The sequence below is a fragment of the Streptomyces sp. MAI_2237 genome (assembly GCF_054189285.1).
In genome coordinates, this window is the sequence record NZ_JAJPGQ010000003.1 from 3342872 (window position 1) to 3366210 (window position 23339).

Here is a 23339-nt window from a genome sequence, read left to right on the forward strand (position 1 = left end):
TTCACCGTGGCAACCACGCGCTCCGCACACACCGTATGGGAAGGCAACCTGCTCGAGGGCAGCGGTGTCGTGAACTTCGACTCCTCCGGGGCCATCGAGGCGCAGCCGGTGACGTGGGCCTCGCGCTCCCAGGACGCGAACGGCAAGACCAGCCCCGAGGAGCTGATCGCCGCCGCGCACTCCAGCTGCTTCTCCATGGCGCTCTCGCACGCCCTGAACGGCGCCGGCACCCCGCCCACCAAGCTCGTCACCTCGGCGGACGTCAATTTCCAGCCGGGTGAGGGCATCACCGGCATCCACCTCACCGTCGAGGGCACGGTCCCCGGCATCGACGACGACGCCTTCGTCGCCGCGGCCGAGGACGCCAAGAAGAACTGCCCGGTCAGCCAGGCCCTGGCCGGCACGACGATCACCCTGTCCGCCAAGCTGGCCTGAAACCGCGCCCCCCTGGTGCCGCGCCCCGTGCCCGGGAGCGCGGCACCGGTGTTTTCCGGGGTACCCGGGAGCCGTTCGCCGGGGGTACCCGGGACCTACGCGGCATTGACAACAGCGCACTCAAGTTTTGTGCTGGAGTCTGGGAAGTGCCTGGCGGAAGGGGACGGAGATGGCACGTGCGGTCGGGATCGATCTCGGGACCACGAACTCGGTGGTGGCCGTCCTGGAGGGCGGCGAACCCACGGTCGTCGCCAACGCGGAGGGGGCCAGGACCACACCGTCGGTCGTGGCCTTCGCCAAGAACGGGGAGGTGCTGGTCGGTGAGGTCGCCAAGCGGCAGGCGGTGACCAACGTGGAGCGCACCGCGCGCTCGGTGAAACGGCACATGGGCGACGCGCACTGGCGCTTCCCCGACCAGGGCTCCATCGACGGCACGCGCTACCGGGCGCAGGAGCTGTCGGCGCGGGTCCTGCAGAAGCTCAAGCGGGACGCCGAGTCCTATCTCGGCGAGGACGTCACGGACGCGGTGATCACCGTCCCCGCGTACTTCGACGACTCGCAGCGGCAGGCCACCAAGGAGGCCGGGGAGATCGCGGGCCTGAAGGTCCTGCGGATCATCAACGAGCCGACGGCCGCCGCCCTCGCCTACGGCCTCGACCGGGGCGAGGAGCAGACCGTGCTGGTCTTCGACCTCGGCGGCGGCACCTTCGACGTGTCGCTGCTGGAGATCGGCGACGGGGTCATCGAGGTCAAGGCCACCAACGGCGACACCCACCTCGGTGGCGACGACTGGGACCAGCGGATCGTCGAGCACCTGGTCAAGCGGTTCCAGGGGCAGTACGGCGTCGACCTCGGCAAGGACAAGATGGCCCTGCAGCGGCTGCGGGAGGGCGCCGAGAAGGCCAAGATCGAACTGTCCAGCTCCTCGGAGACGACGATCAACCTGCCCTACATCACCGCCTCCGCCGAGGGGCCGCTGCACCTCGACGAGAAGATGACCCGCGCGCAGTTCCAGGAGCTCACCGCCGACCTCCTCGACCGCTGCAAGACCCCCTTCCACCAGGCGGTCAAGGACGCGGGCATCAAGCTGTCCGCGGTCGACCACGTCATCCTCGTCGGTGGCTCCACGCGCATGCCGGCCGTCACCGACCTCGTCAAGGAACTCACCGGCAAGGACCCGCACAAGGGCGTCAACCCCGACGAGGTCGTGGCCGTCGGCGCCGCCCTGCAGGCCGGTGTCATCCGCGGCGACGTCAAGGACGTCCTGCTGCTCGACGTCACCCCGCTGTCCCTCGGCATCGAGACCAAGGGCGGCATCATGACCAAGCTCATCGAGCGCAACACGACGATCCCGACCCGGCGTTCGGAGATCTTCACGACGGCCACCGACAACCAGCCCTCGGTGGGCATCCAGGTGTACCAGGGCGAGCGGGAGATCGCCGCGTACAACAAGAAGCTGGGCGTCTTCGACCTCACCGGGCTGCCGCCGGCCCCACGGGGCGTGCCGCAGATCGAGGTGGCCTTCGACATCGACGCCAACGGCATCATGCACGTCTCGGCGAAGGACCTGGCCACCGGCCGCGAGCAGAAGATGACCGTGACCGGCGGCAGCGCGCTGCCCAAGGACGACATCGACCGCATGATGCGGGAGGCCGAGCAGTACGCCGAGGAGGACCGCAAGCGCCGGGAGGCAGCCGAGACCCGCAACCAGGCCGAGCAACTCGTCTACCAGACCGAGAAGTTCATCCGGGACAACGAGGACCGCATCCCCGCAGACACCAAGTCCGAGGTGCAGGAGGCCACCACGGAGCTGAAGGGGCTCCTGGAGCGGAACGCCGAGACCGGCGAACTGCGCACGGGCGTCGAGAAGCTCGCCACCGTCAGCCAGAAGATGGGCCAGGCGATGTACGCGAACGCCGCCGGCGCCGGCGGCTCGGGCGGAGAGCAGAGCACGGCCCACGAACAGGCGGGCCCCGAGGAAGAGGGCGTGGTGGACGCGGAGATCGTCGACGACGAGAAGGACACGAAGGGAGGCGCGGCTTAGCGCCCAGAGGGGTGCCGGGGCACGTCGTCGGGCGGCCGCGGGTTCGATGTGGCCGGCCGCGCCGTTCCCCGCGCCCATGCAACCGGCGTCGTACCGGCCGTCGCCCCGGTCGTTGCGGCGCCCGGGGCCGGCAGGGTCGCGCACACGGCCGTCAGGACGGTCGCGTACGGCGTGCCGAGGTCGGTCAGCGCGGTGCGCAGCCGTTCCAGGCCGGAGCGGTGCCCGGCGAGCAGGCCCGTGTCGCCGGTACGGGCCGTGAACTCCAGGACGGCGGGCAGGAAGTCGGGCGGCTCCCCGTCGGTCATCTCCAGTCCGGCGGCGCGGTAGACGTCCCCGAAGCGGGCGGGCGTCATTCCGCGCCGCCGGGTGTCCGCGTCCTGCCACCGGCTCAGCCGCAGGTCGCACCGGTCGCCGGAGTCGAAGACCCGGACGTAGTGCGCGGCCAGCTCCCGGGCCGGCGTGACCGCCGCGTGGTCGGTGAACTCCCGCAGCTGCGGGGCGGCTTCGCGCAGCAGCGGCAGCCGGGCGCGGAAGTCGTCGTCCGGGTAGGTCAGGCAGAGCGCTGCCGCCTGATGGAGGACCGCGTCAGAGGGCATCGGACCTCCTTGCCGGTATCCGCGTGTCGGCCACGTCCCTCGCTCCCTCGCTCGCCCCGTGCTTCGACGCTAGGGGCGGGCGAGGGAACGCACCTGTCCAGGCATCCGTACGGGTGTACGGGTCGCGGGCGTCAGGCGCCCGGCTTGCGGGCCACCCCCGCGTACACCGGGACGACGCCCTCTTCCTGCGCCTCCACGTCCACCGGCTCCGGCCGCCAGCCGTGCACGGGGATCACGCCGGGGCCGAGCAGCTCCAGGCCCTCGAAGAAGCGGTAGAACTCGGGCAGCGTGCGGGGGTGGAACGGCGTGCCGCTCCTGCGGAACAGCCCCGCGGCCTTGGCCACCCCCTCGGGGCTGAGGTCCTGGGTGACCTGGGAGAGGATCAGGAAGCTGCCGGGGGCGAGCGCCTCGACGTACCGCCTGACGAGGCCGTGGACGTCGTCCTCCTCGTCGCCCAGGTAGTGGGTGAGCGCGATCAGGGACAGCGAGACCGGTTGCGACAGGTCCAGGGACTCGGCGGCCAGCCGCAGGATGGTGTCCGGGTCGCGGACGTCGGCGTGCACGTACTGGGTGCTGCCCTCCGCGGAGCCGCTGAGCAGGGCCTCCGCGTGCCGGAGCACGATCGGATCGTTGTCCGCGTACACCACCTTCGCGTCCGGCGCCGCCTCCTGCGCCACCTGGTGCAGGTTGGGCTCGGTGGGGATGCCGGTGCCGATGTCGAGGAACTGGCGCACCCCGGCCCCCGCGGCGGCGCGCACGGCCCGGTGCATGAAACGGCGGTTGGCGCGCGCCCCGCGCACCGCGGTGCCGTCGGCGGCCAGGATGTTGCGGGCCAGCTCCTCGTCCACCGGATAGTTGTCCTTGCCGCCCAGCCACCAGTCGTACACGCGGGCGGGGTGCGGGCGGCTGGTGTCGATCTGCGGTAAGGCGTCGGATCCGGTCATGCGGTGTCGTCTCCTCGGGGTGGGAAGGGTGCCGTGCGTGCCGCGCGGGAGCGAGTCCGGCGGCGGGCTCAGAAGGTCTCGCGGTACTCCCGCAGCAGCTTCTTCGTGCGCTGGGCCGAGGCGGCGCGTGCCGTCATGTGGTCCAGGACCTCGAGGTGCGCGGAGACCTCGCCCCGCGAGTCGAGGTAGAGGGCGCCCGTCAGGTACTCGGTGAAGACCATGTCGGGCAGTTCGGGCTCGGCGAACCGGAACAGCGTGAAGGGCGCGTACGTCCCCGGGTGCGGGCCGTCCTCGAACTCGGCGACCTGCAGCGTGATCCGGTCGCGCTCGGCGAACTCCAGGAGCTTGTCCAGCTGCTCCCGCATGACCTCGCCGCGGATGCTGACCGGGCGCTTGAGCACCGTCTCGTCCATGACCACCCACAGGTGGGGCGGGTCCGGGCGGTCCAGGAGCTTCTGCCGGGCCATGCGCAGCGACACGTGCCGGTCGATGGTCTCCGGGCCGGTCTGGCCGATCGTCCCCGCCTCCATGACGGCGCGCGCGTACTCCTCGGTCTGCAGCAGGCCGGGCACGAAGTGCGGCTCGTAGGAGCGGATGATGCGGGCGGCGCCCTCCAGGCTGACGTACAGGCTGAACCAGTCCGGCAGGACGTCGTGGAAGCGCTGCCACCAGCCCGGCTGGTTCGCCTCCTCGGCCAGCGCGACGAACGCGGCGGCCTCCTCGTCCGGCACGCCGTACGTGGTCAGCAGCACCTGGACGTACGGGATCTTCAGCGCGACCTCGGCCATCTCTATCCGCCGTACGGTCGCCGGCGCCACGCGCAGCACGCGCGCGGCCTCCTCGCGCTTGAAGCCCGCAGCCTCCCGCAGCTCCTGCAACCGCTTGCCCAGCACCACCTGGCCCACAGTGGGCGCGGGCCGCCGCTCACTCACGCCACGCCTCCCCTACGCGCCGAAGTCCGCGCGAAGCAGTGTGTCATGTTCCGGTGTCAGTCTCACGGGGTCGGCGGTGAGGCGCTTGCCACGTGTGCCGAACGGGCGCCGGCCGGCCGCCTCGGGCGGGTGTCAGGAGATCAGCGACCGCAGGTACTTCGCCGTCGCCGGGTCGGCCGGGAGCAGCGTCTCGATGGCCAGTTCGGCCACGGTGACGTCCATGGGCGTGTTGAAGGTCGAGATGGAGGAGATGAACGACAGCGTCCGGCCCTCGTGCTCGATCCGCATCGGCAGCGCGAAGTACGGCACGGGCTCGGCCGGTTCGCCGCCGGGATCGCTCTCCGGGACCGGGTAGGCCGCGACCTCCTCGTACAGCCGCCGCAGCGGTGCCGACCGGTGCAGGGCGATCTGCCGCTCCATCTGGGCCAGCAGGTGGCCGCGCCACTCGGGCAGGTTGAGGATGCGGGGCGCCAGGCCCTGCGGGTGCAGGGTCAGCCGCATGGCGTTCAGCGGCGGCTTCAGCAGGGACTCCGGGAGCCCGTCCAGCAGCGTCATGATGCCGCGGTTGGCCGCGACCACGTCGTACGTCGCGTCGACCACGAACGCCGGATAGGGGTCGTAGCCCTGGATGAGCCGCTCGATGCCCTCGCGCAGGGCGCCCAGCGCCGGGTCGTCCAGCGGGGTCTCCGGGTAGCGCGGGGCGTAACCCGCCGCGAGCAGCAGCGCGTTGCGCTCCCGGACGGGCACGTCCAGGTGTTCGGCCAGCTTCAGCACCATCTCCTCGCTCGGCCGGGAACGGCCCGTCTCGACGAAGCTGATGTGCCGGGCCGAGGAGTCGGCGCGCAGGGCCAGCTCCAGCTGGCTCACCCGGCGCCGCTCCCGCCAGGCACGCAGCAGCGGGCCGACGCCCTTCTCGGCGGGAGCGGTCGCGGAGGCGATGGTTCCGGTCACGGCAGTGGTCATGTGTACGACCGTAGTCGAGGAACGCCGCCCGCGAGGTGTCCTCGCCCCACCCCCGGGAACGCTCTGACCAGGACCGCAGTCACCGGGCTGTGGGAGGCTGGAGAGGCATTCGCAGCCGAGGAAGGAGCGCGGCCATGCCCGTGGAACCGCTGTCCCAGAAAGAGATCGAGGCCCGGCTGGACGAGCTGCCGGGCTGGTCGGCCGAGGACGACCGGCTCACCCGCTCCTACCGGCTCACCTCGCACTTCGCGGCCACGGCGATGGTCGTGCACATCGCCCGGGTCCAGGAGGAGCTCGACCACCACTCCGACCTCACCCTCGGCTACAACACCGTCTCCCTGTCGGTGAACACCCACAGCGCCGGCGGCCGGATCACCGAGCTTGACTTCGGCCTCGCGAGCAGGGTCGAGGAGCTCGCGGCCGGCCACGGGGCACGCTGACGCACGTGCTCGACTACGACAAGGAAGCCGGCGCCTACGACCGGACACGCGGCGGCGAGGCGAGGGCCGCGGCCGCGGCGGCCGCCGTGCTGGGCCTGCTCCCGGCCACCGTGGGACACCTCCTCGACGTCGGCTGCGGCACCGGCATCGTCACCCGCCGGCTCGCGGCCGCGCGGCCCGCGGCCCGGGTGACCGGCGTCGACCTGACGCCCGGCATGGCCCGTATGGCCGCCGCCCGGCTGCCCGGCGCGATCGCCCTGGCCGACAGCCGTGCGCTGCCGTTCCCGGACGCCACGTTCGACGCCGTGAGCAGCGTGTGGCTGCTGCACCTGCTGGACGGGCCGCGGGACGTCCGCGCCGTCGTCGCCGAGTGCGCCCGGGTCCTCAGACCCGGCGGGGTGTACGTCACCACCGTCGACAAGGCCGCCTCCCACAACGTCGGCAGCGACATCGACGCCGTGCTCGCCGAGCGGCCGCGCAGCGTGCCCAGCGACCCCGCCGACGTCGTCATCCGGTACGCCGCGGACCAGGGCCTGCTCCCGGCCGGGCAGGCCCGCTTCCAGGGGCACGGGCAGGGACGCAGCCCTCGCCGCACCGTCGCCGACCTGCGGCGTGGCTGGTTCGTCACCCTGCCGCCGGGCGAACCGCTCGCCGAGCAGTTCGCCGACCGTCTCGCGGGGCTCCCCGACCAGGACCGGCCCCGCCCCGACCCGGTCTTCCACCTGCGGAGCTTCAGGAAGGCCGGCTGAAGTCCATCGTCCAGTTGGCCAGCCAGCTCTCCCCGCCGTCGACGGAGAACGCCTGCTCCCAGCGGGCCGCGGCGGGGGAGACGCCCGACCAGACGAACCGCACGCGCACGTCCTTGCCGTCGTGCGTGTCGTCGCCGTAGAACTCGCCGCGATCACCCTCGAAGCGGCCGAAGACCGGCGGGAACAGCGTGCCGGTGCGGCTGGAGGACCAGTTCAGCGACCACTCCGCGCGCTCCGGATCGAACAGCCGCAGGGTCAGCCCCTTCGCTCCCAGGTGCGGCAGGTCGATCTCGTCGAGGTTCGCGGCGCCGTCGAACAGCGGAAAGCACCGGCTGGTGGACGCGAACTCCACCCAGCCGCTGTCCGGGTCGAGGAAGTCGGTGCGGCGGCGGTGGGCCACCTCCCACGCTCCGTGCAGGAAGTCGAAGTCGTGCGGACTGCTCATGTGCGGTCTCCCGTGGTTCCTTCGGGCAGGGTGTCGGACAAGTAGGCGGCCAGATCCGGGACTTCGGGCACGAGCATGTGCCGCACCCAGGCGTCCCGCTCGTGCTGGATCGGCGGCAGCTCGAAGACGCAGCCGATCCAGGGGAGTCGGGGCCGGACGAAGTGGGTGGGGTCCCGGTCGGGGCAGCCGAGGACCGGCTGGCCGGCGGCCGCGTTCGCGTAGTGCAGGACGTTGTCCCACACCCAGCTGTAGACGTTGACGTAGGCGCCGTCGTCGTTTCCCCGGTGAACGACGACGAACGACACCGGCGGCGTCCCGTCCGGCTCCGGCAGCAGCTCGGGCAGGATCGCGTACGCCGCCTTCTCCACGTCGGGCGCGATGCCCGCGGGGTCGGCGGTGACGTGGTAGCGCTTGACGTGCCGGCCGGCCACCTCGATCGGCGGCGGCACGGTCAGCGGTTTCTCCGTGAACGGCATGAGGTGACGCTAGGGCCGCTTCACTGACACCATGTGTCAGTGAAGTCCAGCCGTCTCGTCTCGATCCTCCTGCTGCTGCAGACCCGGGGCCGGATGACCGCCGCCCAGCTCGCCGAGGAGCTGGAGGTCTCCGTCCGCACGGTCTACCGGGACGTGGAGGCACTGGGCGCGGCGGGCGTCCCGCTCTACGGCGACGCGGGCCACGCCGGCGGCTACCGCCTGCTGGACGGCTACCGCACCCGCCTGACCGGCCTCACCGCCGACGAGGCCGAGGCCCTGTTCCTCGCCGGCGCCCCCGGCCCGGCGGCCGAGCTCGGGCTCGGGACCGTCCTGGCCGCCGCCCAGCTCAAGGTGCGCGCCGCCCTGCCCGCCGAGCTGCGCGCCCACGCCGACCGGATCAGCGGGCGCTTCCACCTCGACGCCCCCGGCTGGTACGCGGACGCGGCGGAGACGCCGTACCTCACGGCGGTCGCCGACGCGGTGTGGCACGGCCGCGTGCTGCACGTGCTGTACCGCCGCTGGGCCGAACCCACCGACGTGGAGCGGCGGTTGGAGCCGTACGGGCTGGTCCTCAAGGCGGGGCGCTGGTACGTCGTCGCGGGCCCCGGTCCGCGCACCTTCCGCGTCGACCAGATCCTGCGGCTCGCCGACCCGGGCGAGGAGTTCACCCGGCCCCCCGACTTCGACCTGGCCGCGTACTGGGCGGCCTACCAGCGCGACTTCCACGACCGGCTGTACCGCGGCGAGGCCGTCGTACGGCTGGCCCCGGACGTGCGCCTGCCCAGGGCGGTCGGCCTCGGCACCGACGCCGACGGCTGGACGGTCGCCCGGGTGCCCATCGAGTCCGTGGCGCACGCGCACGGCGAGTTCCTGCGCCTGGGGTCGGGGATCGAGGTCCTGGAACCCTCCGACCTGCGGCTGAGCATCGCCCGCACGGTCGCCGAACTGGCCGGAATGTACGGCAACCCGGCCCCGCACGGCGGCGACTGAGGGGGCGGAACCCGTCCGTCCTCTCTGGAGGTCCGTCCCGTGCAGCACCCCCACCCGCACCGCAGACGACGCCGCGCCCTCCTCCCGGCGGTGACGGCGACCGCCGCCCTGGCCGCCGCCGGTCTCACCGCCCTGTCCCCGACCCCCGCCGAGGCCGCCACCGCACGGCAGGTCGAGAAGCTCGACCGCGGCCTGGTCAGCGTCCACACCGACAGCGGCAACCTGGTCAGCTGGCGCTGGCTCGGCACCGACCCCGGCGACGTCTCCTTCAACGTCTACCGGGCCGGCACGAAGGTCAACTCCGCGCCGATCACCGGCTCCACGAACTTCTTCCACTCCGGCGCCCCCGCCCAGGCCGACTACACCGTCCGCGCGATCGTGGGCGGCGTCGAGCAGGCCGACTCCGAGCACGCGGTACAACTCCGCACGGGTTACAAGGACGTGCCCATCAGCCCGCCGGCCGGCGGCACCACCCCCGACGGCGTCGCGTACACCTACGAGGCGAACGACGCCTCCGTCGGCGACCTCGACGGCGACGGCCAGCTGGACTTCGTCCTCAAATGGCAGCCGACGAACGCCAAGGACAACTCCCAGTCCGGCTACACCGGCGACACCTACCTGGACGGCGTCAAGCTCGACGGCACCCGGCTGTGGCGCGTCGACCTGGGCCGCAACATCCGCTCCGGCGCGCACTACACGCAGTTCCAGGTGTACGACTACGACGGCGACGGCAGGGCCGAGATCGCGGCCAAGACCGCCGACGGCACGGTCGACGGCACCGGCGCGGTGATCGGCAGCCCCTCGGCCGACCACCGCAACACCGGCGGGTACGTGCTCTCCGGCCCCGAGTACCTGACCATGTTCGACGGGCGGACCGGCAAGGCGATGCAGAGCGTCGACTACGTCCCCGCGCGCGGCACGGTGTCCTCGTGGGGCGACTCCTACGGCAACCGCGTCGACCGCTTCCTCGCCGGCACGGCCTACCTCGACGGCTCCCGCCCCTCCCTGATCATGGCCCGCGGCTACTACACCCGCACGGTGATCGCCGCCTGGGACTGGCGGAACGGCTCCTTCACCCGCCGCTGGACCTTCGACACCACCTCCTCGACCAACTCCGGCAAGGGGTACGACGCCCAGGGCAACCACCAGCTCTCGGTCGCCGACGTCGACGGGGACGGCAAGGACGAGATCGTGTACGGCTCGATGGCCGTGGACGACAACGGCAGCGGCCTGTGGACCACGAGGAACGGCCACGGCGACGCCCTGCACGTGGGCGACCTCGACCCGTCCCGGCCGGGCCTGGAGGAGTTCAAGGTCGACGAGGACGGCACCAAGCCGTCCTCATGGATGGCGGACGCGAGGACCGGCCAGGTCATCTGGTCCACCCCCGCCAACGGCGACAACGGCCGGGGCGTCTCCGGCGACATCTGGGCGGGCAGCGCGGGCGCCGAGTCCTGGTCGTCGGCGGAGAGCGGCATCCGCAACCCCAAGGGCGCAGTGGTGTCCGGCCGCAAGCCCTCCAGCACCAACTTCCTGTCCTGGTGGGACGGCGACCCGGTCCGTGAACTCCTCGACGGCACCCATATCGACAAGTACGGAACCTCGTCCGACACCCGCCTGCTGACCGGCGCCTCGGTCCACTCGAACAACGGCACCAAGGCCACGCCGTCCCTGTCCGGCGACATCCTGGGCGACTGGCGCGAGGAGGTCGTCTGGCCGACGACCGACAACACGGCACTGCGCATCTACTCGACGCCGTACGAGACGACGACGAGGATCACCACCCTCCTCCACGACACCCAGTACCGCACCGCCCTGGCCTGGCAGAACACCGCCTACAACCAGCCCCCGCACCCGAGCTTCTTCATCGGCGACGGCATGGCGGCACCGCCGCGCCCGACGGTGTACACCCCGTAGGGCACGACGAGGGCGCGTGCCCCTGCCGGGCACGCGCCCTCGGACGTCAGGCGACCGTGCAGGTCTGGTCGCCCAGCTCGAACGACGTCGGTTTCGCATTCGAGCCCGACCAGGTTCCCGTGAAGCCGAAGCTCACGGACGAGCCCGCCGCCACGTTCCCGTTCCAGCCGACGTTCTTCGCGGTCACCGTCGCGCCGGACTGGGTGAAGTCGGCGTTCCACAACTGGCCGATCTTCTGGCCGTTCGCGAAGGACCAGCCCAGCGACCAGCCCGTCCAGGCGGTCGACCCGGTGTTGTCGAGCCGCACGTCCGCCTGGAAGCCGTCCGCCCACTGGTTGGTGATCCGGTACGTGACGGTGCAGGCGCCGGTCGGCGTCGGTGACGGGTCCGTGCCACCCCCGCCGTCCCCTCCGCCGGTGTCGGAGGTGTCGCCGTAGACGACACCCCGGCCGTTGGTCGAGACGTACACCCGGCCGTAGACCCGCGGATCACCGGTGATGGCCCCGCCCGTCCAACCCCACTGGTGGGCGTCGTCGTTGATGCGGGTCCAGGTCGCGCCCTTGTCGGTGGAGCGGAAGATGCCGCGCACGCCGCCGATCTTCGCGCTGGTGTAGAGGGTCTGGTACGCGGCTCCCGTCGCCGCCTTGCCGAAGCCGATCGTGTCGGCCTGCTCGACGTTCGACAGCTTGGTGAAGCTCGCCCCGCCGTCGGTGGAGTGCCACAGGCCGTACGCGCCGTCGGAGGCGCCGCCCGCGAGCCAGACGTCGCCCCTGGTGCCGGGCAATGCCTTGAAGCGCACGCTGTCACCGCTGGGCAGGCCGCTCGCGGAGGAGGCGGTGAAGGTCGCGCCGCCGTCCGAACTGACGTAGAACTTGCCGGACTTGAAGCCGTAGAAGGTCTTGGGGTCCACGCGGTCGGACTCGACGACCGCCCCCGTCGGGATTCCGCTCGACGCCTGCCACGAGGAGCCGAAACCGGTCGTGTACTGCACGCCGGTGCCCGCCGGACTCCACACGAACCGGCTGCCGTCGGGGGCCGCGGCCACCGTCCCGCCGCCGCTGACGCCCGAAGGGTCGGTCCCGGCGAACCAGTTGGCGCCGTTGTCCGTCGAGAAGGCTATGTGCGGGCCGGAGTCCAGATCGCCCACCCGCACCACGGTGTTCGGGTTCGTCTCGGCGAAGTCGAGGCTGGTGGTCGTCGTGAAGGTCGGCGAGGTGAACATCATCGACGGGACCTTGGTCAGGTCCGTGTGCCGGAAGCCGCCGATGTCGCCCAGGGCGCTGAGCAGCGGCGCACCGCTGGGCGGCGACGCCAGGTCGTTCACGGCGGTCTCCTCCAGGCCCTGCACCATGGGCTTCACGGTGAACTTGCCGCCGCTGTCCCACTGGGTGAGGTTCTCGGTGCCGTACAGCGTCGCGCCCGTGCCGTACATCATCCGGTTCGAGTCGAACGGGTCGATCTCCAGCGACTCCGTCATCCAGCCGAGTTTCGGGGTCTGTTCGGGCGGAGACGGGTTGGCGCCGAAGGTCAGCCACGGCGAGGACGAGACGTCGATCGTGTAGCGGTCGGCGCGGTCGGGATACGACGTGTAGTCCCACGCCTTCGTCCAGGTGGCCCCGCTGTCCGTCGAGCGGAAGATCTGCGTGTCCGGCCACCAGGAGCTGTACGCCGTCGTCATCACCGTGCCGGGGTGTTGGCGGTCGACGGTCAGCCCGCTGAAGCCGTAGTAGGTGTCGGCCTCGGCGACCGGGCTGATGTTCGTCCAGGTGCCGCTCGCCGTGGCATAGCGCCACACCTGCCCCTTGCCGCCGTCGTACGGGCCGCCCTTGTCGCTGTAGGCGAGGTACAGGTAGCCGTTCTTGGCGTCGAGGACCCCCTTGTGGGCCAGATAGCCCGTCGGCTGGCCCGCCAGCCGGGTCCAGGTCGCGCCCGCGTCCGTCGAGCGGTACACCGCGTTGTCCTTGTCGGCGACCCCGACGTAGATCGTCTTCGTGGCGCTGCCGGAGCTGCCGGTGGACTCGTCGAAGGTGACCCAGACGATGCCCTGGTTGTCGCTCGCGTACCCGGTCGTGTCGCTCGGGTCCTGCTGGTAGTTCCCGGCGTTCGGGAAGTTCGTCACCTGCGACCAGGTCACCCCGGAGTCCGTCGACCGCCACAGGCCCTTGCCGCTGGGCGCGCCCAGGTACAGCACGCTGTCCTTGTTGGGGTCGATCGCGAGCCGCTCGCCCATGCCGCGGCCGGGCATGTTGCCGCCCAGCTTGAAGGGCAGGTCGGTCTTCTGCCAGCTCGCGCCCCGGTCGGCGGACCTGAGCACGGCGCCGTTCGTCGGGTCCCAGCTGTTGGTGTACGTCCCTACGGCCGCGAACACCTTGTCCGGGTTCACGGAGTCGGAGGCGAGGCTGACCACGCCGGTGTGTCCCCACTCGTTCCAGCCGACCGAGTCCAGCAACGGCGTCCAGGTCTTCGTCGACTGCTGCCAGCGGTAGGCGCCGCCGATGTCCGTGCGCGCGTAGGCGAGGTTCTTCTCGGTGCGGTTGAAGACGATCCCCGGAACGAAGCCGCCGCCGTCGATGCGGGCGTTCTTCCAGGTGTAGGTGTCGGCGGCGAGGGCGGCCCCGGCGGTGTGGCCGGCGGCGAGTGCGGGGGGTGTGCCGGCGAGCAGACCGGCGGCCAGCGCGAGGACGGCCGTGAGGATGCGGGTTCTTCGCACGGGGGATCCTTTCCGGGTGGGGGTTGCGGAAGGGCGGTAAGCGCTTTCTCGGTCATACGAGAGTCGCCGGGCAGCCCCCGTGCGGGTGGGGGCTGCCCGGCGGGACGGCTCCGTCGTCAGGTGACGGAGCCACGCACGCGAAGCCTTCAGGCGGTACCGCGAGAGGGGCGGTGGGTGGTGCGCCCCGAAGGGGCGCGGGGCTGCATCCATCTGCGGCTGCCGCCGCGTGGGCGCGACCAGCCACAACGGACCCGCAGCCGAACACCGCATCCCCCCGCGGCAGCGCCCGGCGGGGACTATTCGAGAAGCTCCGCGTACGAACCCATGGCCAGGGCGATGTCCGCCTGGGCCCAGAACCGGTGGTACGTGAACGAGGGCGCGGCGCCGCCCTTGAGGTACGCCTCGATCTTCGACCAGGCCGGGTCGTTCTTGTAGAAGGACCTGAGCGAGATGAACGTCGACGAGGAGTTGATCGCGTCGCCGTTCGGCATCTTGCCGCTGTAGCCGCTCGGGACGTACACGCCGTCGTCGAAGCGGTTGTAGTCGGCCCTGGTCTCCGGGACCGCGACGCCCAGGCTGTCCTGGTAGTTGCTCCACATGCCGTCGAGGAGCGCCTTCGCCGTCGACTTGGCGTTCGCGTCACCGGACTTGGCGCCGTAGTACGTCAGCGTCTTGGCGTACGCGGCCGCCACGCCGACGTCGTTGGTGTAGTCGGCGACGGTGACGTGCAGCCCGCTGTTGGAGCCGGGGCTGGAGGCGTTCCAGGTGTCGGGCTGGCCCGACCACTGCAGCGTCGACGGGATCTGGTAGGTGCCGTCCGGGTTGATCGTGGTCTTGGACAGCGCCCACTTGACCCACTTGTCGAGGATCGCCTTGGCCTGCGCGTTGCCCGTCTGCTGGTAGTACTCGGCGACGCGTTCCATGGACCACGCCTGGAAGCCGAACCACTGGTTGGACGGCGGGTCGTGGTACACGGGCTGCTGGTCGTAGTACATGCCGTAGAAGGTCGACGTACCGGACGGCGGAGTCGCGTACCGGCCGGCCCAGCTGTTCGTCGCGCCGCCCGCGATGGCGCCCTCGGACGACTGCAGCCACTGGTAGAACTCCAGCTGCCGCTGCAGCGACTTGGCCCAGTCCGAGGTGCCGGTGGCCGACTTGGGCTCCAGGTCGGCGTAGGAGCTCAGCGCGTAGGCGGCCAGCGGGTTCTGGTAGCCGCCGTGCACATGGCTCGACCCGATCCGCCAGGCCCAGCCGGCGTTGGTGTCGGTCGCGCCGCCCCACGCGTAGTACCAGGACAGCAGGTAGTGCGAGGCGTCCTTGCCGGTGCCGGCCGCACAGGTCGACGGGCCCACGCAGTTGCCGATCTTCTTGAAGTACTTGTCGTACATGGCGTAGCGCAGGTAGTCGCCCATCTTCGCGGCCTTGCCCACGGTCGCGGAGACGTCGCTGCCCTTGCCCTGCTGCTTGGCCCACACGTCCGCCCAGTACGCGGCCTGCACCGCACGCGCGTCGGCGTCCGGGGCGTCCGTGTACTTCCACTGCTTGGAGTAGGACGAGTCGCCGGTGAACAGGTCCAGGTAGCCGTTGCTGCCGCCGTACTTGAAGGCGTCGCAGGTCGGCTGCGGCACCGTCTCCCACACCGACTCCTGCGCGCCGCGCTGGAAGGTGTTGATGTACGACGGTCCCTTCGCCGTCGGACCGCCCTCGCAGGTGCCGCCGGGCGTGTCGCCGTAGCCGTAGACGTTGTCGACGTCCTCGAGCCAGTGCATGCCGTAGACGTCGGACGTGCCGTACGTGCTCTTCAGCTCGCCCGCGATCGGGTCCGAACCCACGGACACGGAGGTGTCCAGCTTCGCCGGGTACTCGTTGGGCGTGTCCAGCTCGGGAGCGTAGGTGGCCGGCTTCGAGGCGTTGTAGAAGGAGTTGGTGGGCTGGTCGGCGTGCGTGGGGATCATGTACTTCTCCATCAGACCCCACGCGCCGTTGAACTTGGACCAGTCACCGGTGACCTTGCCGTACATCGCCTGCAGCCACAGCAGATAGCTGTAGGCCTCCGAGGTGGTCTCGTGCCCCTGGTCCGGCGCCTCGACGATCAGCGTCTCCACCGAGTGATAGGGGATGCCGTCGGGCGAGAAGTAGCCGTTCGCCGGGTTGGTGATCTTCCCGTAGAGGTCCAGGAAGCGGGCGTCGTACGCCTTCGAGGCCGCCAGCTCGGTCACGGTGACCGTCGCCTTGGTGAACCCGGTGGCCGTCGACTCGAAGGACGCGGCGCCGGTGCCGGACGAGTCGGCGGTGACGGTCACGTTCTGCGCGGTGCTCCAGTTGGAGGGGGTGAAGGTCAGGCTCGCCCCGCCCGTCACCGACAGACCGGAGTTGCCGCTCGCGCGGGCCGTCGTCACCGTCACGTTCGACGAGGGCTGCGACGACAGCTTCACCGCGTACGTTCCCGACTTGCCCTGCTGGACGCCCAGTTGGGTCGGAGAGGCGACCACGGCCGGGCCGGAGGCGACGGTGATGCCGACCGGCGTCGACTCGGCGGAGGCGCCGAGGCTGTCGTACGCCTTCGCCACCAGGGAGTGGCTGCCCACCGCGAGCCCGGAGGCCGACAGGGTGTACGGCGCGCTGGTGTCCGTGCCCAGCAGGGTCGTGTCGTCGTAGAACTCGACCTTGCTGATCGTCGCGTTGTCCGCGGCCGCCGCGGTGGCCGCCAGCGGCACGGCGGTGCCCTGCGTGTAGACCGCGCCGGCCGAGGGGCTGGTCAGCACGGTGACCGGCGGCTGGTGCGCGCCGGCGCAGGTGGTGCCGTTGATCGCGAAGTTCGTGGGAGCGGTGTTGGTGCCGCTGTAGGTGAACTGCGCGCCGGTGGAGACGGCCGCGTTCGCGGCGATCTTCCCGTTGTAGCCCGCGTCCCGCACGGTGATCGCGGAACCGGACTGCGACCATGTGCCGTTCCAGCCGTTGCTCAGCTTCTGGTTGCCCGAGTAGCTGTAGGTCAGCGTCCAGCCGTCGATGGTGTCCGTGCCGCGGTTGGTGATCGTCAGGTCCGCGGTGAAGCCGGAGCCCCAGTCGTTCGTCTTGTAGTCGACACTGCACTGAAGTGCCGCCGCGTGGGCGGGAGTCGTGCCGGTGCCGAGCATGGTGAGCGGAAGGGCGAGGGCCGCCATGGCAGCGGTCCACAGCCGCCGCGTCCCGCGGCGTCTGCGTCTTGGATGCATGGTGCTGGTTCCTCCTTGCGGCTCGAGCGAAGGTGGGGGAGGAGCAACAAGCCTTGAACCAGTGGGAGCGCTCCCATAGTGGGGACGGGGGTGGGGGCGGTCAAGGTGCTTGAAGAGTCGAAATGATTCGACCGCCTTTCAGCTGAGGGAAAGTCAGGAAACTTCGCGACCCCCCTGTCCATCGCTGTCACTTGGCGCTAGCTTCGTTGGCACCAGTGGGAGCGGTTCCATCAGTCGACGCGTCCGTCACGACGCGCCTGAGCTGCAAGGAGTCGCTCATGCGACACCCCCCGCGTTCAGTGCTTTCAGCCGCTGCCGGCGTGGTCGCTCTTGTCGGGAGCATGGCTATTCCGGTGGTGACGGCGCAGGGAGCCACGCCCGCCTGCTCGGTGGAGTACTCGGTCACCGGCCAGTGGGACACCGGCTTCCAGGGTGCCGTGACGTTCACGAACAACACGGCCGCTCTGAGCAGCTGGAGCCTGAGCTTCGATCTCGCCGACGGCCAGGAGGTCACCCAGGGCTGGAACGCCAAGTGGTCCCAGTCCGGCACGACGGTGACCGCCGCCAACGAGAGCTGGAACGGCACATCGGCCGCCGGCGCGAGCGTCAGCGTCGGGTTCCTCGCCTCCCGGCCGGCCTCGGGGAGCAACGCCGCACCGACGTCGTTCAAGCTGAACGGCACCCAGTGCAACGTCGATCCGGAGCCGTCACCCACCCCGACGGAACCCCCGACAAAGCCCCCGGCGGAGGGCACGGCACCCGCGCTGCAGGTCTCGGGCAACAGGCTCGTGGACGCCTCGGGCGCCACGCGCCGGCTGCTCGGCGTGAACCGCTCCGGCGGCGAGTTCATGTGCGTCCAGGGCCGTGGCATCTGGGACGGTCCGGTCGACGACGCGGCGATCAAGGCGATCGCCGACTGGAAGGTGAACGCGGTCCGCATCCCGCTCAACGAGGAGTGCTGGCTGGGGCTTTCCGACATCAAGTCCGAGTACGGCGGCGCCGCATACATCAACGCCGTCAAGGACCTGGTGGCCCGGGTCGAGGCGCACGGCATGACCCCGATCGTCGAACTGCACTGGACCTACGGCCAGTACACCGGCAACTCCGCCGGCTGCTCCGACGTCCACGCCACCTGCCAGAAGCCGATGCCGGACGCGCAGTACACGCCGTCCTTCTGGACCTCGGTGGCCAACACCTTCAAGGGCGACCGGGCCGTCGCATTCGACCTGTTCAACGAGCCCTACCCGGACCGCGCCACCTCCACGACCACCCAGGCGTGGCAGTGCTGGCGGGACGGCGGCACCTGCCCCGGCATCGGGTACCAGGTCGCCGGCATGCAGGACCTTATCGACGCGGTGCGCGCCACCGGCGCCAGGAACGTCGTCCTCGCGGGCGGCCTGGCCTACTCGAACGACCTGAGCCAGTGGCTGACGTACCGGCCCAGTGACCCGGCGGGCAACCTCGTCGCCGCCTACCACGGGTACAACTTCAACTCCTGCGCGAGCGAGAGCTGCTGGAACTCCACCCTCGCCCCCGTCGCGGCCCAAGTGCCGTTGGTGGCAGGGGAGATCGGCGAGAACACCTGCTCGCACGGGTTCGTCGACCGGGTCATGAAGTGGTTCGACGACCACAGCCTGTCCTACCTGGGCTGGACCTGGAACACCTGGGACTGCTCCTCCGGTCCCTCGCTCATCTCCCAATACGACGGAACCCCCACGTCGTACGGCATCGGGCTGCGCGACCACCTGCGCGCGGTCAACCCGTAACCCCCGTATCGGAGAGGGAAACCCGCACTCATGAGTCGTACCAGAACAGCGATACTCGCCGCCCTGGCGCTGGTCGCCGGGACCGCCGGGACCGCGACGGCCGTCGTCCCCGGGGACATCGGACTCCAGTCCGTCCCCTGCACCGTCGACTACAAGGTGCAGAACCAGTGGGACACCGGCTTCACCGCCGCCGTGACCGTCACCAACAACAGCGCCGCCAAGAGCAGTTGGTCGCTGAAGTGGTCGTACGCCGGCAACCAGAAGGTCACCAGCTACTGGAACGCCAAGGTCAGCCAGAGCGGTACCGCCGTCACCGCCGCCAACGAGACCTACAACGGCACGCTGGCCACCGGCGGTTCGGTCAGCTTCGGGCTCAACGGCTCCTACAGCGGCACCAACGCGCTGCCGACGACCTTCACCCTCGACGGTGTGACCTGCAACGTCGACGACGGAAGCGGCGGCGGCACGGGCGGCGGGACCGGCGGAGGTACGGGCGGTGGGACCGGTGGCGGCACCGGCGGTGGAACGGGCGGCGGTGGCACCGGCAGCCGTGTCGACAACCCCTACGCCGGGGCCAAGGTATACGTGAACCCCGAGTGGTCCACGAAGGCGGCCGCCGAACCGGGCGGCAGCCGCGTCTCCAACCAGCCCACCGGCGTCTGGCTCGACCGCATCGCCGCCATCAACGGCGTGAACGGCGGCATGGGCCTGCGCGACCACCTCGACGCGGCCCTCCAGCAGAAGGGCAGCGGCGAGGAAGTCGTCCAGCTGGTCGTCTACGACCTCCCCGGACGTGACTGCTCGGCCCTCGCCTCCAACGGCGAACTCGGCCCGACCGAGATCGACAAGTACAAGACGCAGTTCATCGACCCGATCGCGGCGATCCTGTCGGACGCCAAGTACGCCTCCCTGCGCATCGTCACCACGATCGAGATCGACTCGCTGCCCAACCTGGTCACCAACACCGGCAGCCGCGCCACCGCCACCCCGAACTGCGACACCATGCTCGCCAACGGCAACTACGTGAAGGGCGTGGGCTACGCGCTGGCCAAGCTCGGCGCGATCCCGAACGTCTACAACTACCTCGACGCCGGCCACCACGGCTGGCTCGGCTGGGACGACAACTTCGCCCCGTCCGCCAACATCATGAAGCAGGCCGCGACCAGCGAGGGCGCGACCGTCGACGACGTCCAGGGCTTCATCACCAACACGGCCAACTACAGCGCCCTGAAGGAGAACAACTTCACCATCGACGACACGGTGAACGGCACCACCGTGCGCCAGTCGAAGTGGGTGGACTGGAACCGGTACGTCGACGAGCTGTCGTTCGCCCAGGCGTTCCGCAACGAACTGGTCTCCGTCGGCTTCAACTCGAACATCGGCATGCTGATCGACACCTCCAGGAACGGCTGGGGCGGCTCCGCGCGTCCCACCGGTCCCGGCGCGAAGACCAGCGTGGACACCTACGTCGACGGCGGCCGCTACGACCGCCGCATCCACGTCGGCAACTGGTGCAACCAGTCCGGCGCCGGTCTCGGCGAGCGTCCGCAGGCCAGCCCGGCCAGCGGGATCGACGCCTACGTGTGGATGAAGCCTCCGGGTGAGTCGGACGGCTCCAGCACCGCCATCGCCAACGACGAGGGCAAGGGCTTCGACCGGATGTGCGACCCGACGTACACGGGCAACGCGCGCAACGGCAACAACCTGTCGGGTGCCCTGCCGAACGCTCCGCTGTCGGGGCACTGGTTCTCGGCGCAGTTCCAGCAGCTGATGCAGAACGCGTACCCGCCTTTGTAGACCGGCACGGCTGCGCTGCGTGGGGACCTGCGGGCCACCTGTGGCTGGTCGCGCCCACGCGGCGGTAGCCGCACATCAGACACAGCCCCGCGCCCCTCAAAGACCGGTCCGCCGGGGTCAGGCTCTCTGGGCCAGGCCTCGGCGGATCGCGTACTCCACCGCGGAGTGGTCGCCGTCCGGGCGGTCCAGTTCGCAGGGCACCGCCGGCATCAGCGGGGGCTGGGCCATGAAGCGGGGGCGGGTGCCGTGGTGGGGCTGGGCGGCGTGGACCAGGAAGGGGTGGCACAGGTAGACGTCGCCGGGGCTGCCGGTGGCGTACGCGAGCGGGCGGTCGGCGGTGGCCTCGACCAGCTTCGGCGCGATCTCGAGACCCGAGACGCCCTTCTCGCCGTACGGCTCCAGCAGCGGCGGTACGTCGAGGTGGGAGCCGACACGGATACGGGTGGGGGCGTCCGCCTCCGTGACCTCGCTGAACAGGAACAGCATCAGCAGGGCGCGGTCCCTGGAGCGGAGGTTGGTGAAATACCAGCTCTCCCCCTCGGGGAGGTAGCTGCCCTCGATGTGCCAGCCCGCGTCGTCCGGCTCCCGCTCGTGCGGGAACCGCAGCGGGAAGGTGCCCAGCGAGTAGCGGGGCAGCCACCGGCCCTCGCCCACCAGCAGGTCGAACGCCTCATGCAGCTCGGGGGAGTTGGCGGCCGCGGCGAACGGCCCCTGGGCCATGTCGCCCACCCGCACCACCGGGTCCTTCCAGGTGGCCGGGTCCTCGGGGTCGTACCCCGTCTCCCGCCACAGCAGCCGTGCGCAGTCCTCGGCCACCCTGGGCGGGAACGCCCCCTCGACTTTCACGAAACCGTCCGCGAGGAAGCGCTCGACCAGCCTGTCGTCCATCGGGCCATCCTGGGAGACGGGGCGCCCCGACCGCACCCGGTTTTTTGCCGCCCCGGCAACAGAAGTGGCCCCCGCCCGGTGCGTCGGAGCACGCTGGCGGCATCGCGGACGAGAGGCTGACGAGCATGGCGCACGAGCACCACCACGGACACGGTCACCACCAAGAGGGCCACCGGCACGCGCACGGTGACGGCACCGACATCGACTGGGCCGAGATGGCCCCGCACCTGGAGGCGCAGGCGGAACTGTTCACGCCCCTGTACGAGCGCGCCCTGAACTGGCTCGGCAGAGAGGTGACCGAGCCGGGGCTGATCGTTGACGCGGGCAGCGGCCCCGGGGTCGTCACCTGCCTGTTCGCCGAGACCTTCCCGGGCGCCCGCGTCATGGCCGTCGACGGCTCCGCACCGCTGTTGGAGCGGGCCCGGAAGCGGGCCGAGCGACAGGGCCACGCCGACCGGTTCGACACCCTGGCCGGTGAACTGCCGCAGGTGCTGGGGGAGTTGGACTATCCGGCCGATCTGCTGTGGGCGGGCCGCAGCCTGCACCACCTCGGCGACCAACGGGCCGCCCTCGCCGCGTTCGCGCAGCGGCTGGCGCCCGGCGGGACGCTGGCGATCATGGAGGGCGGTCTGCCGGCCCGGTTCCTGCCGCGCGACCTCGGCTTCGGCCGCCCCGGGCTGCAGGCGCGCCTGGACGTGCTGGAAGCGGAGTGGTTCGCGCGGATGCGGGCCGACCTGCCCGGCTCTGTCGACGAGGTGGAGGACTGGCAGGCGCTGCTGAGCGGCGCGGGGCTGACCCACGCCCGTACGCGCACCTTCCTCCTCGACCTGCCCGCGCCCGCCTCCGACCGGGCCCGTGCCTACGTCGCCGACACCCTGAGCCGGTTCCGGGAGTCCTTCGGCGACCGCCTCGACGCCGACGACCGCACCACCCTGGACCGCCTCCTGGACCCCGACGACAAGGCGGGCGTGCACCACCGTCCGGACGTGTTCGTCCTGGCGGCGCACACCGTGAACACGGCGGTACGCACCGGCTGAGTCCCGGCCCCGGCGGTGCGGATTCCCTGGGTCCCGGCACCGGCGGTGCGGAGCGGCCCCGGCCCACCGGCCGGCGGACAGCCCGACCGGCCCCGCGCGAAGGCCGGTCGGGCTGTCCGGCCGGGGTCAGTTGTTCTGCAGGAACTGCTTGGCCAGCTTGTCCCCCAGGGTGACGGCCGCGCTGTGGCTCTCGATGGGGGACACCTGGGAGTTCTTGAACAGGATGTAGGTGACGCCGGAGTCGGCGCCGCCGGTCTCGGGGTCCGGGTCGATCCCGAGCGCGTTCGCGGTGGCGTACGAGGCCTCACCGATGATCTTGGTGGGGCCGGTGTCGCCGACGACGGCGTACTCGACCTTGTTGTTGTAGATCACGGCGACCACGCCGCCGCCCTTGATGCCGGCGCTGGAGTATTTCCAGATGCTGCTGGAGCTGGGCACGACGACGTACGGCAGCGAGTCCGCGCGCAGCGGCCGCCCGTCGGACTGGTGGAAGGCCGTGTCGTCCTGGTACCAGGGGTCGGTGCTCTCGCTGCACTTCGACGTGCGCTGTCCGTCGCAGTCGATGTCCATGTCGGCCTTCCAGAACACGGCGCCGTTCTTGCCGCACACCGGGACGGTGGCCGAGGTCTCGTCGTCGGTCTTGTACTTGCCGTTCGAGATCTGCGAGCAGGAGGTCACCTTGGCGAGCAGGTCGGCCGCGCTGACCGAGCCCTCCTGAGTGGTGGCCGGACGGGCGGTGCCGGAGGCGTTCGCGGGGAGGACTCCGGCGGCGAGCAGGGCGGCTCCGGAGGCCGCGGCGAGGGTCAGTGTTCGTAGACGCACTGTGGGGGACCCTTCTGTTAGGAAAGTTTCCTTACCGGGTGGCGTACAAGGTCGCGCGCTTTACGTGCTCCCGTCAACCCCCTTGGTCCGGACTTCTGTTCGCCGCCCTGATTGCACTGCTCTGCGCCCAGGACAAGACTGGATGGAATGAGCATTCCGGAAATTCGCCCTAC

General features: G+C 70.8%; 18 protein-coding genes and 1 pseudogene. 9 read left to right on the top strand and 10 right to left on the bottom strand.

Annotation, left to right across the window (positions count from 1 at the left end):
• Positions 1-6 precede the first annotated feature (6 nt).
• Positions 7-435, top strand: coding sequence for an OsmC family protein (locus tag LN251_RS25730; protein ID WP_058922110.1), 429 nt, complete (start codon positions 7-9; stop codon positions 433-435).
• Positions 436-604: 169 nt separating this feature from the next.
• A complete protein-coding gene (dnaK, locus tag LN251_RS25735; protein ID WP_458246466.1) occupies positions 605-2479 on the top strand; it encodes a molecular chaperone DnaK in 1875 nt (624 codons plus the stop codon).
• Positions 2480-2589: 110 nt separating this feature from the next.
• Here the strand turns inward: dnaK and narJ are convergent.
• From narJ to LN251_RS25755, 4 genes and pseudogenes are all read right to left on the bottom strand, one after another.
• Positions 2590-3075 (bottom strand): annotated as a pseudogene (gene narJ, locus LN251_RS25740) (nitrate reductase molybdenum cofactor assembly chaperone); the annotation flags it as partial.
• A gap of 131 nt (positions 3076-3206) precedes the next feature.
• The gene (locus LN251_RS25745; protein ID WP_458246467.1) at positions 3207-4019 is read right to left on the bottom strand and encodes an SAM-dependent methyltransferase; all 813 of its coding nucleotides are present in this window, start codon (positions 4017-4019) and stop codon (positions 3207-3209) included.
• 68 nt (positions 4020-4087) lie between these two features.
• Positions 4088-4951, bottom strand: a complete 864-nt coding sequence (locus tag LN251_RS25750; RefSeq protein ID WP_458246468.1) for a helix-turn-helix domain-containing protein — start codon at positions 4949-4951, stop codon at positions 4088-4090.
• A gap of 132 nt (positions 4952-5083) precedes the next feature.
• Complete coding sequence (locus LN251_RS25755) at positions 5084-5914, bottom strand: helix-turn-helix domain-containing protein (RefSeq protein WP_458246469.1); 831 nt, start codon at positions 5912-5914, stop codon at positions 5084-5086.
• Between the two features lie 134 nt (positions 5915-6048).
• Here LN251_RS25755 and LN251_RS25760 point away from each other — a divergent pair, with 134 nt between their 5' ends.
• Both LN251_RS25760 and LN251_RS25765 read left to right on the top strand, forming a co-directional pair.
• The gene (locus tag LN251_RS25760; protein ID WP_458246470.1) at positions 6049-6354 is read left to right on the top strand and encodes a 4a-hydroxytetrahydrobiopterin dehydratase; all 306 of its coding nucleotides are present in this window, start codon (positions 6049-6051) and stop codon (positions 6352-6354) included.
• Positions 6355-6359: 5 nt separating this feature from the next.
• Positions 6360-7103 carry a class I SAM-dependent methyltransferase gene (locus LN251_RS25765; protein WP_458246471.1) on the top strand — a complete coding sequence of 248 codons (744 nt, stop codon included), beginning with the start codon at positions 6360-6362 and terminating at the stop codon, positions 7101-7103.
• On the opposite strand, the gene LN251_RS25770 is transcribed toward LN251_RS25765, so the two are convergent.
• Both LN251_RS25770 and LN251_RS25775 read right to left on the bottom strand, forming a co-directional pair.
• Positions 7087-7548, bottom strand: coding sequence for a hypothetical protein (locus LN251_RS25770; RefSeq protein ID WP_458246472.1), 462 nt, complete (start codon positions 7546-7548; stop codon positions 7087-7089). The genes LN251_RS25765 and LN251_RS25770 overlap by 17 nt on opposite strands.
• A complete protein-coding gene (locus LN251_RS25775) occupies positions 7545-8024 on the bottom strand; it encodes a hypothetical protein (RefSeq protein WP_458246473.1) in 480 nt (159 codons plus the stop codon). Before LN251_RS25775 ends, LN251_RS25770 begins: the two co-directional genes overlap by 4 nt.
• A gap of 39 nt (positions 8025-8063) precedes the next feature.
• Between LN251_RS25775 and LN251_RS25780 the strand changes: the two genes are divergently transcribed.
• The gene (locus LN251_RS25780) at positions 8064-9014 is read left to right on the top strand and encodes a helix-turn-helix transcriptional regulator (protein WP_458246474.1); all 951 of its coding nucleotides are present in this window, start codon (positions 8064-8066) and stop codon (positions 9012-9014) included.
• Positions 9015-9053: 39 nt separating this feature from the next.
• Complete coding sequence (locus LN251_RS25785) at positions 9054-10931, top strand: rhamnogalacturonan lyase (RefSeq protein WP_458246475.1); 1878 nt, start codon at positions 9054-9056, stop codon at positions 10929-10931.
• Positions 10932-10977: 46 nt separating this feature from the next.
• On the opposite strand, the gene LN251_RS25790 is transcribed toward LN251_RS25785, so the two are convergent.
• A complete protein-coding gene (locus LN251_RS25790; RefSeq protein WP_458246476.1) occupies positions 10978-13641 on the bottom strand; it encodes a cellulose binding domain-containing protein in 2664 nt (887 codons plus the stop codon).
• Positions 13642-13937: 296 nt separating this feature from the next.
• Positions 13938-16856: a glycoside hydrolase family 48 protein gene (locus tag LN251_RS25795; RefSeq protein WP_458246477.1), complete on the bottom strand. Its 2919-nt coding sequence runs from the start codon at positions 16854-16856 to the stop codon at positions 13938-13940.
• A 278-nt stretch (positions 16857-17134) separates the two neighbouring features.
• On the opposite strand from LN251_RS25795, the gene LN251_RS25800 reads away from it, so the two are divergent.
• Positions 17135-18622, top strand: coding sequence for a cellulase family glycosylhydrolase (locus LN251_RS25800; RefSeq protein WP_458246478.1), 1488 nt, complete (start codon positions 17135-17137; stop codon positions 18620-18622).
• A 30-nt stretch (positions 18623-18652) separates the two neighbouring features.
• Positions 18653-20419, top strand: coding sequence for a glycoside hydrolase family 6 protein (locus LN251_RS25805; RefSeq protein WP_458246479.1), 1767 nt, complete (start codon positions 18653-18655; stop codon positions 20417-20419).
• A gap of 117 nt (positions 20420-20536) precedes the next feature.
• On the opposite strand, the gene LN251_RS25810 is transcribed toward LN251_RS25805, so the two are convergent.
• Complete coding sequence (locus LN251_RS25810) at positions 20537-21307, bottom strand: phytanoyl-CoA dioxygenase family protein (protein ID WP_458246480.1); 771 nt, start codon at positions 21305-21307, stop codon at positions 20537-20539.
• A gap of 125 nt (positions 21308-21432) precedes the next feature.
• Between LN251_RS25810 and LN251_RS25815 the strand changes: the two genes are divergently transcribed.
• The gene (locus LN251_RS25815; protein ID WP_458246481.1) at positions 21433-22344 is read left to right on the top strand and encodes a class I SAM-dependent methyltransferase; all 912 of its coding nucleotides are present in this window, start codon (positions 21433-21435) and stop codon (positions 22342-22344) included.
• A 126-nt stretch (positions 22345-22470) separates the two neighbouring features.
• On the opposite strand, the gene LN251_RS25820 is transcribed toward LN251_RS25815, so the two are convergent.
• Positions 22471-23166 carry a glycoside hydrolase family 75 protein gene (locus LN251_RS25820; protein ID WP_458246482.1) on the bottom strand — a complete coding sequence of 232 codons (696 nt, stop codon included), beginning with the start codon at positions 23164-23166 and terminating at the stop codon, positions 22471-22473.
• Positions 23167-23339: the final 173 nt, after the last annotated feature.

Excerpts from the sequence above, each read along its gene's own strand:
- LN251_RS25775 (WP_458246473.1), bottom strand. The coding sequence starts at position 8,024 with ATGCCGTTCACGGAGAAACCGCTGACCGTGCCGCCGCCGATCGAGGTG.
- LN251_RS25745 (WP_458246467.1), bottom strand. The coding sequence starts at position 4,019 with ATGACCGGATCCGACGCCTTACCGCAGATCGACACCAGCCGCCCGCAC.
- LN251_RS25770 (WP_458246472.1), bottom strand. The coding sequence starts at position 7,548 with ATGAGCAGTCCGCACGACTTCGACTTCCTGCACGGAGCGTGGGAGGTG.
- LN251_RS25755 (WP_458246469.1), bottom strand. The coding sequence starts at position 5,914 with ATGACCACTGCCGTGACCGGAACCATCGCCTCCGCGACCGCTCCCGCC.
- LN251_RS25805 (WP_458246479.1), top strand. The coding sequence starts at position 18,653 with ATGAGTCGTACCAGAACAGCGATACTCGCCGCCCTGGCGCTGGTCGCC.
- LN251_RS25800 (WP_458246478.1), top strand. The coding sequence starts at position 17,135 with ATGCGACACCCCCCGCGTTCAGTGCTTTCAGCCGCTGCCGGCGTGGTC.
- dnaK (WP_458246466.1), top strand. The coding sequence starts at position 605 with ATGGCACGTGCGGTCGGGATCGATCTCGGGACCACGAACTCGGTGGTG.
- LN251_RS25795 (WP_458246477.1), bottom strand. The coding sequence starts at position 16,856 with ATGCATCCAAGACGCAGACGCCGCGGGACGCGGCGGCTGTGGACCGCT.
- LN251_RS25815 (WP_458246481.1), top strand. The coding sequence starts at position 21,433 with ATGGCGCACGAGCACCACCACGGACACGGTCACCACCAAGAGGGCCAC.
- LN251_RS25760 (WP_458246470.1), top strand. The coding sequence starts at position 6,049 with ATGCCCGTGGAACCGCTGTCCCAGAAAGAGATCGAGGCCCGGCTGGAC.
- LN251_RS25810 (WP_458246480.1), bottom strand. The coding sequence starts at position 21,307 with ATGGACGACAGGCTGGTCGAGCGCTTCCTCGCGGACGGTTTCGTGAAA.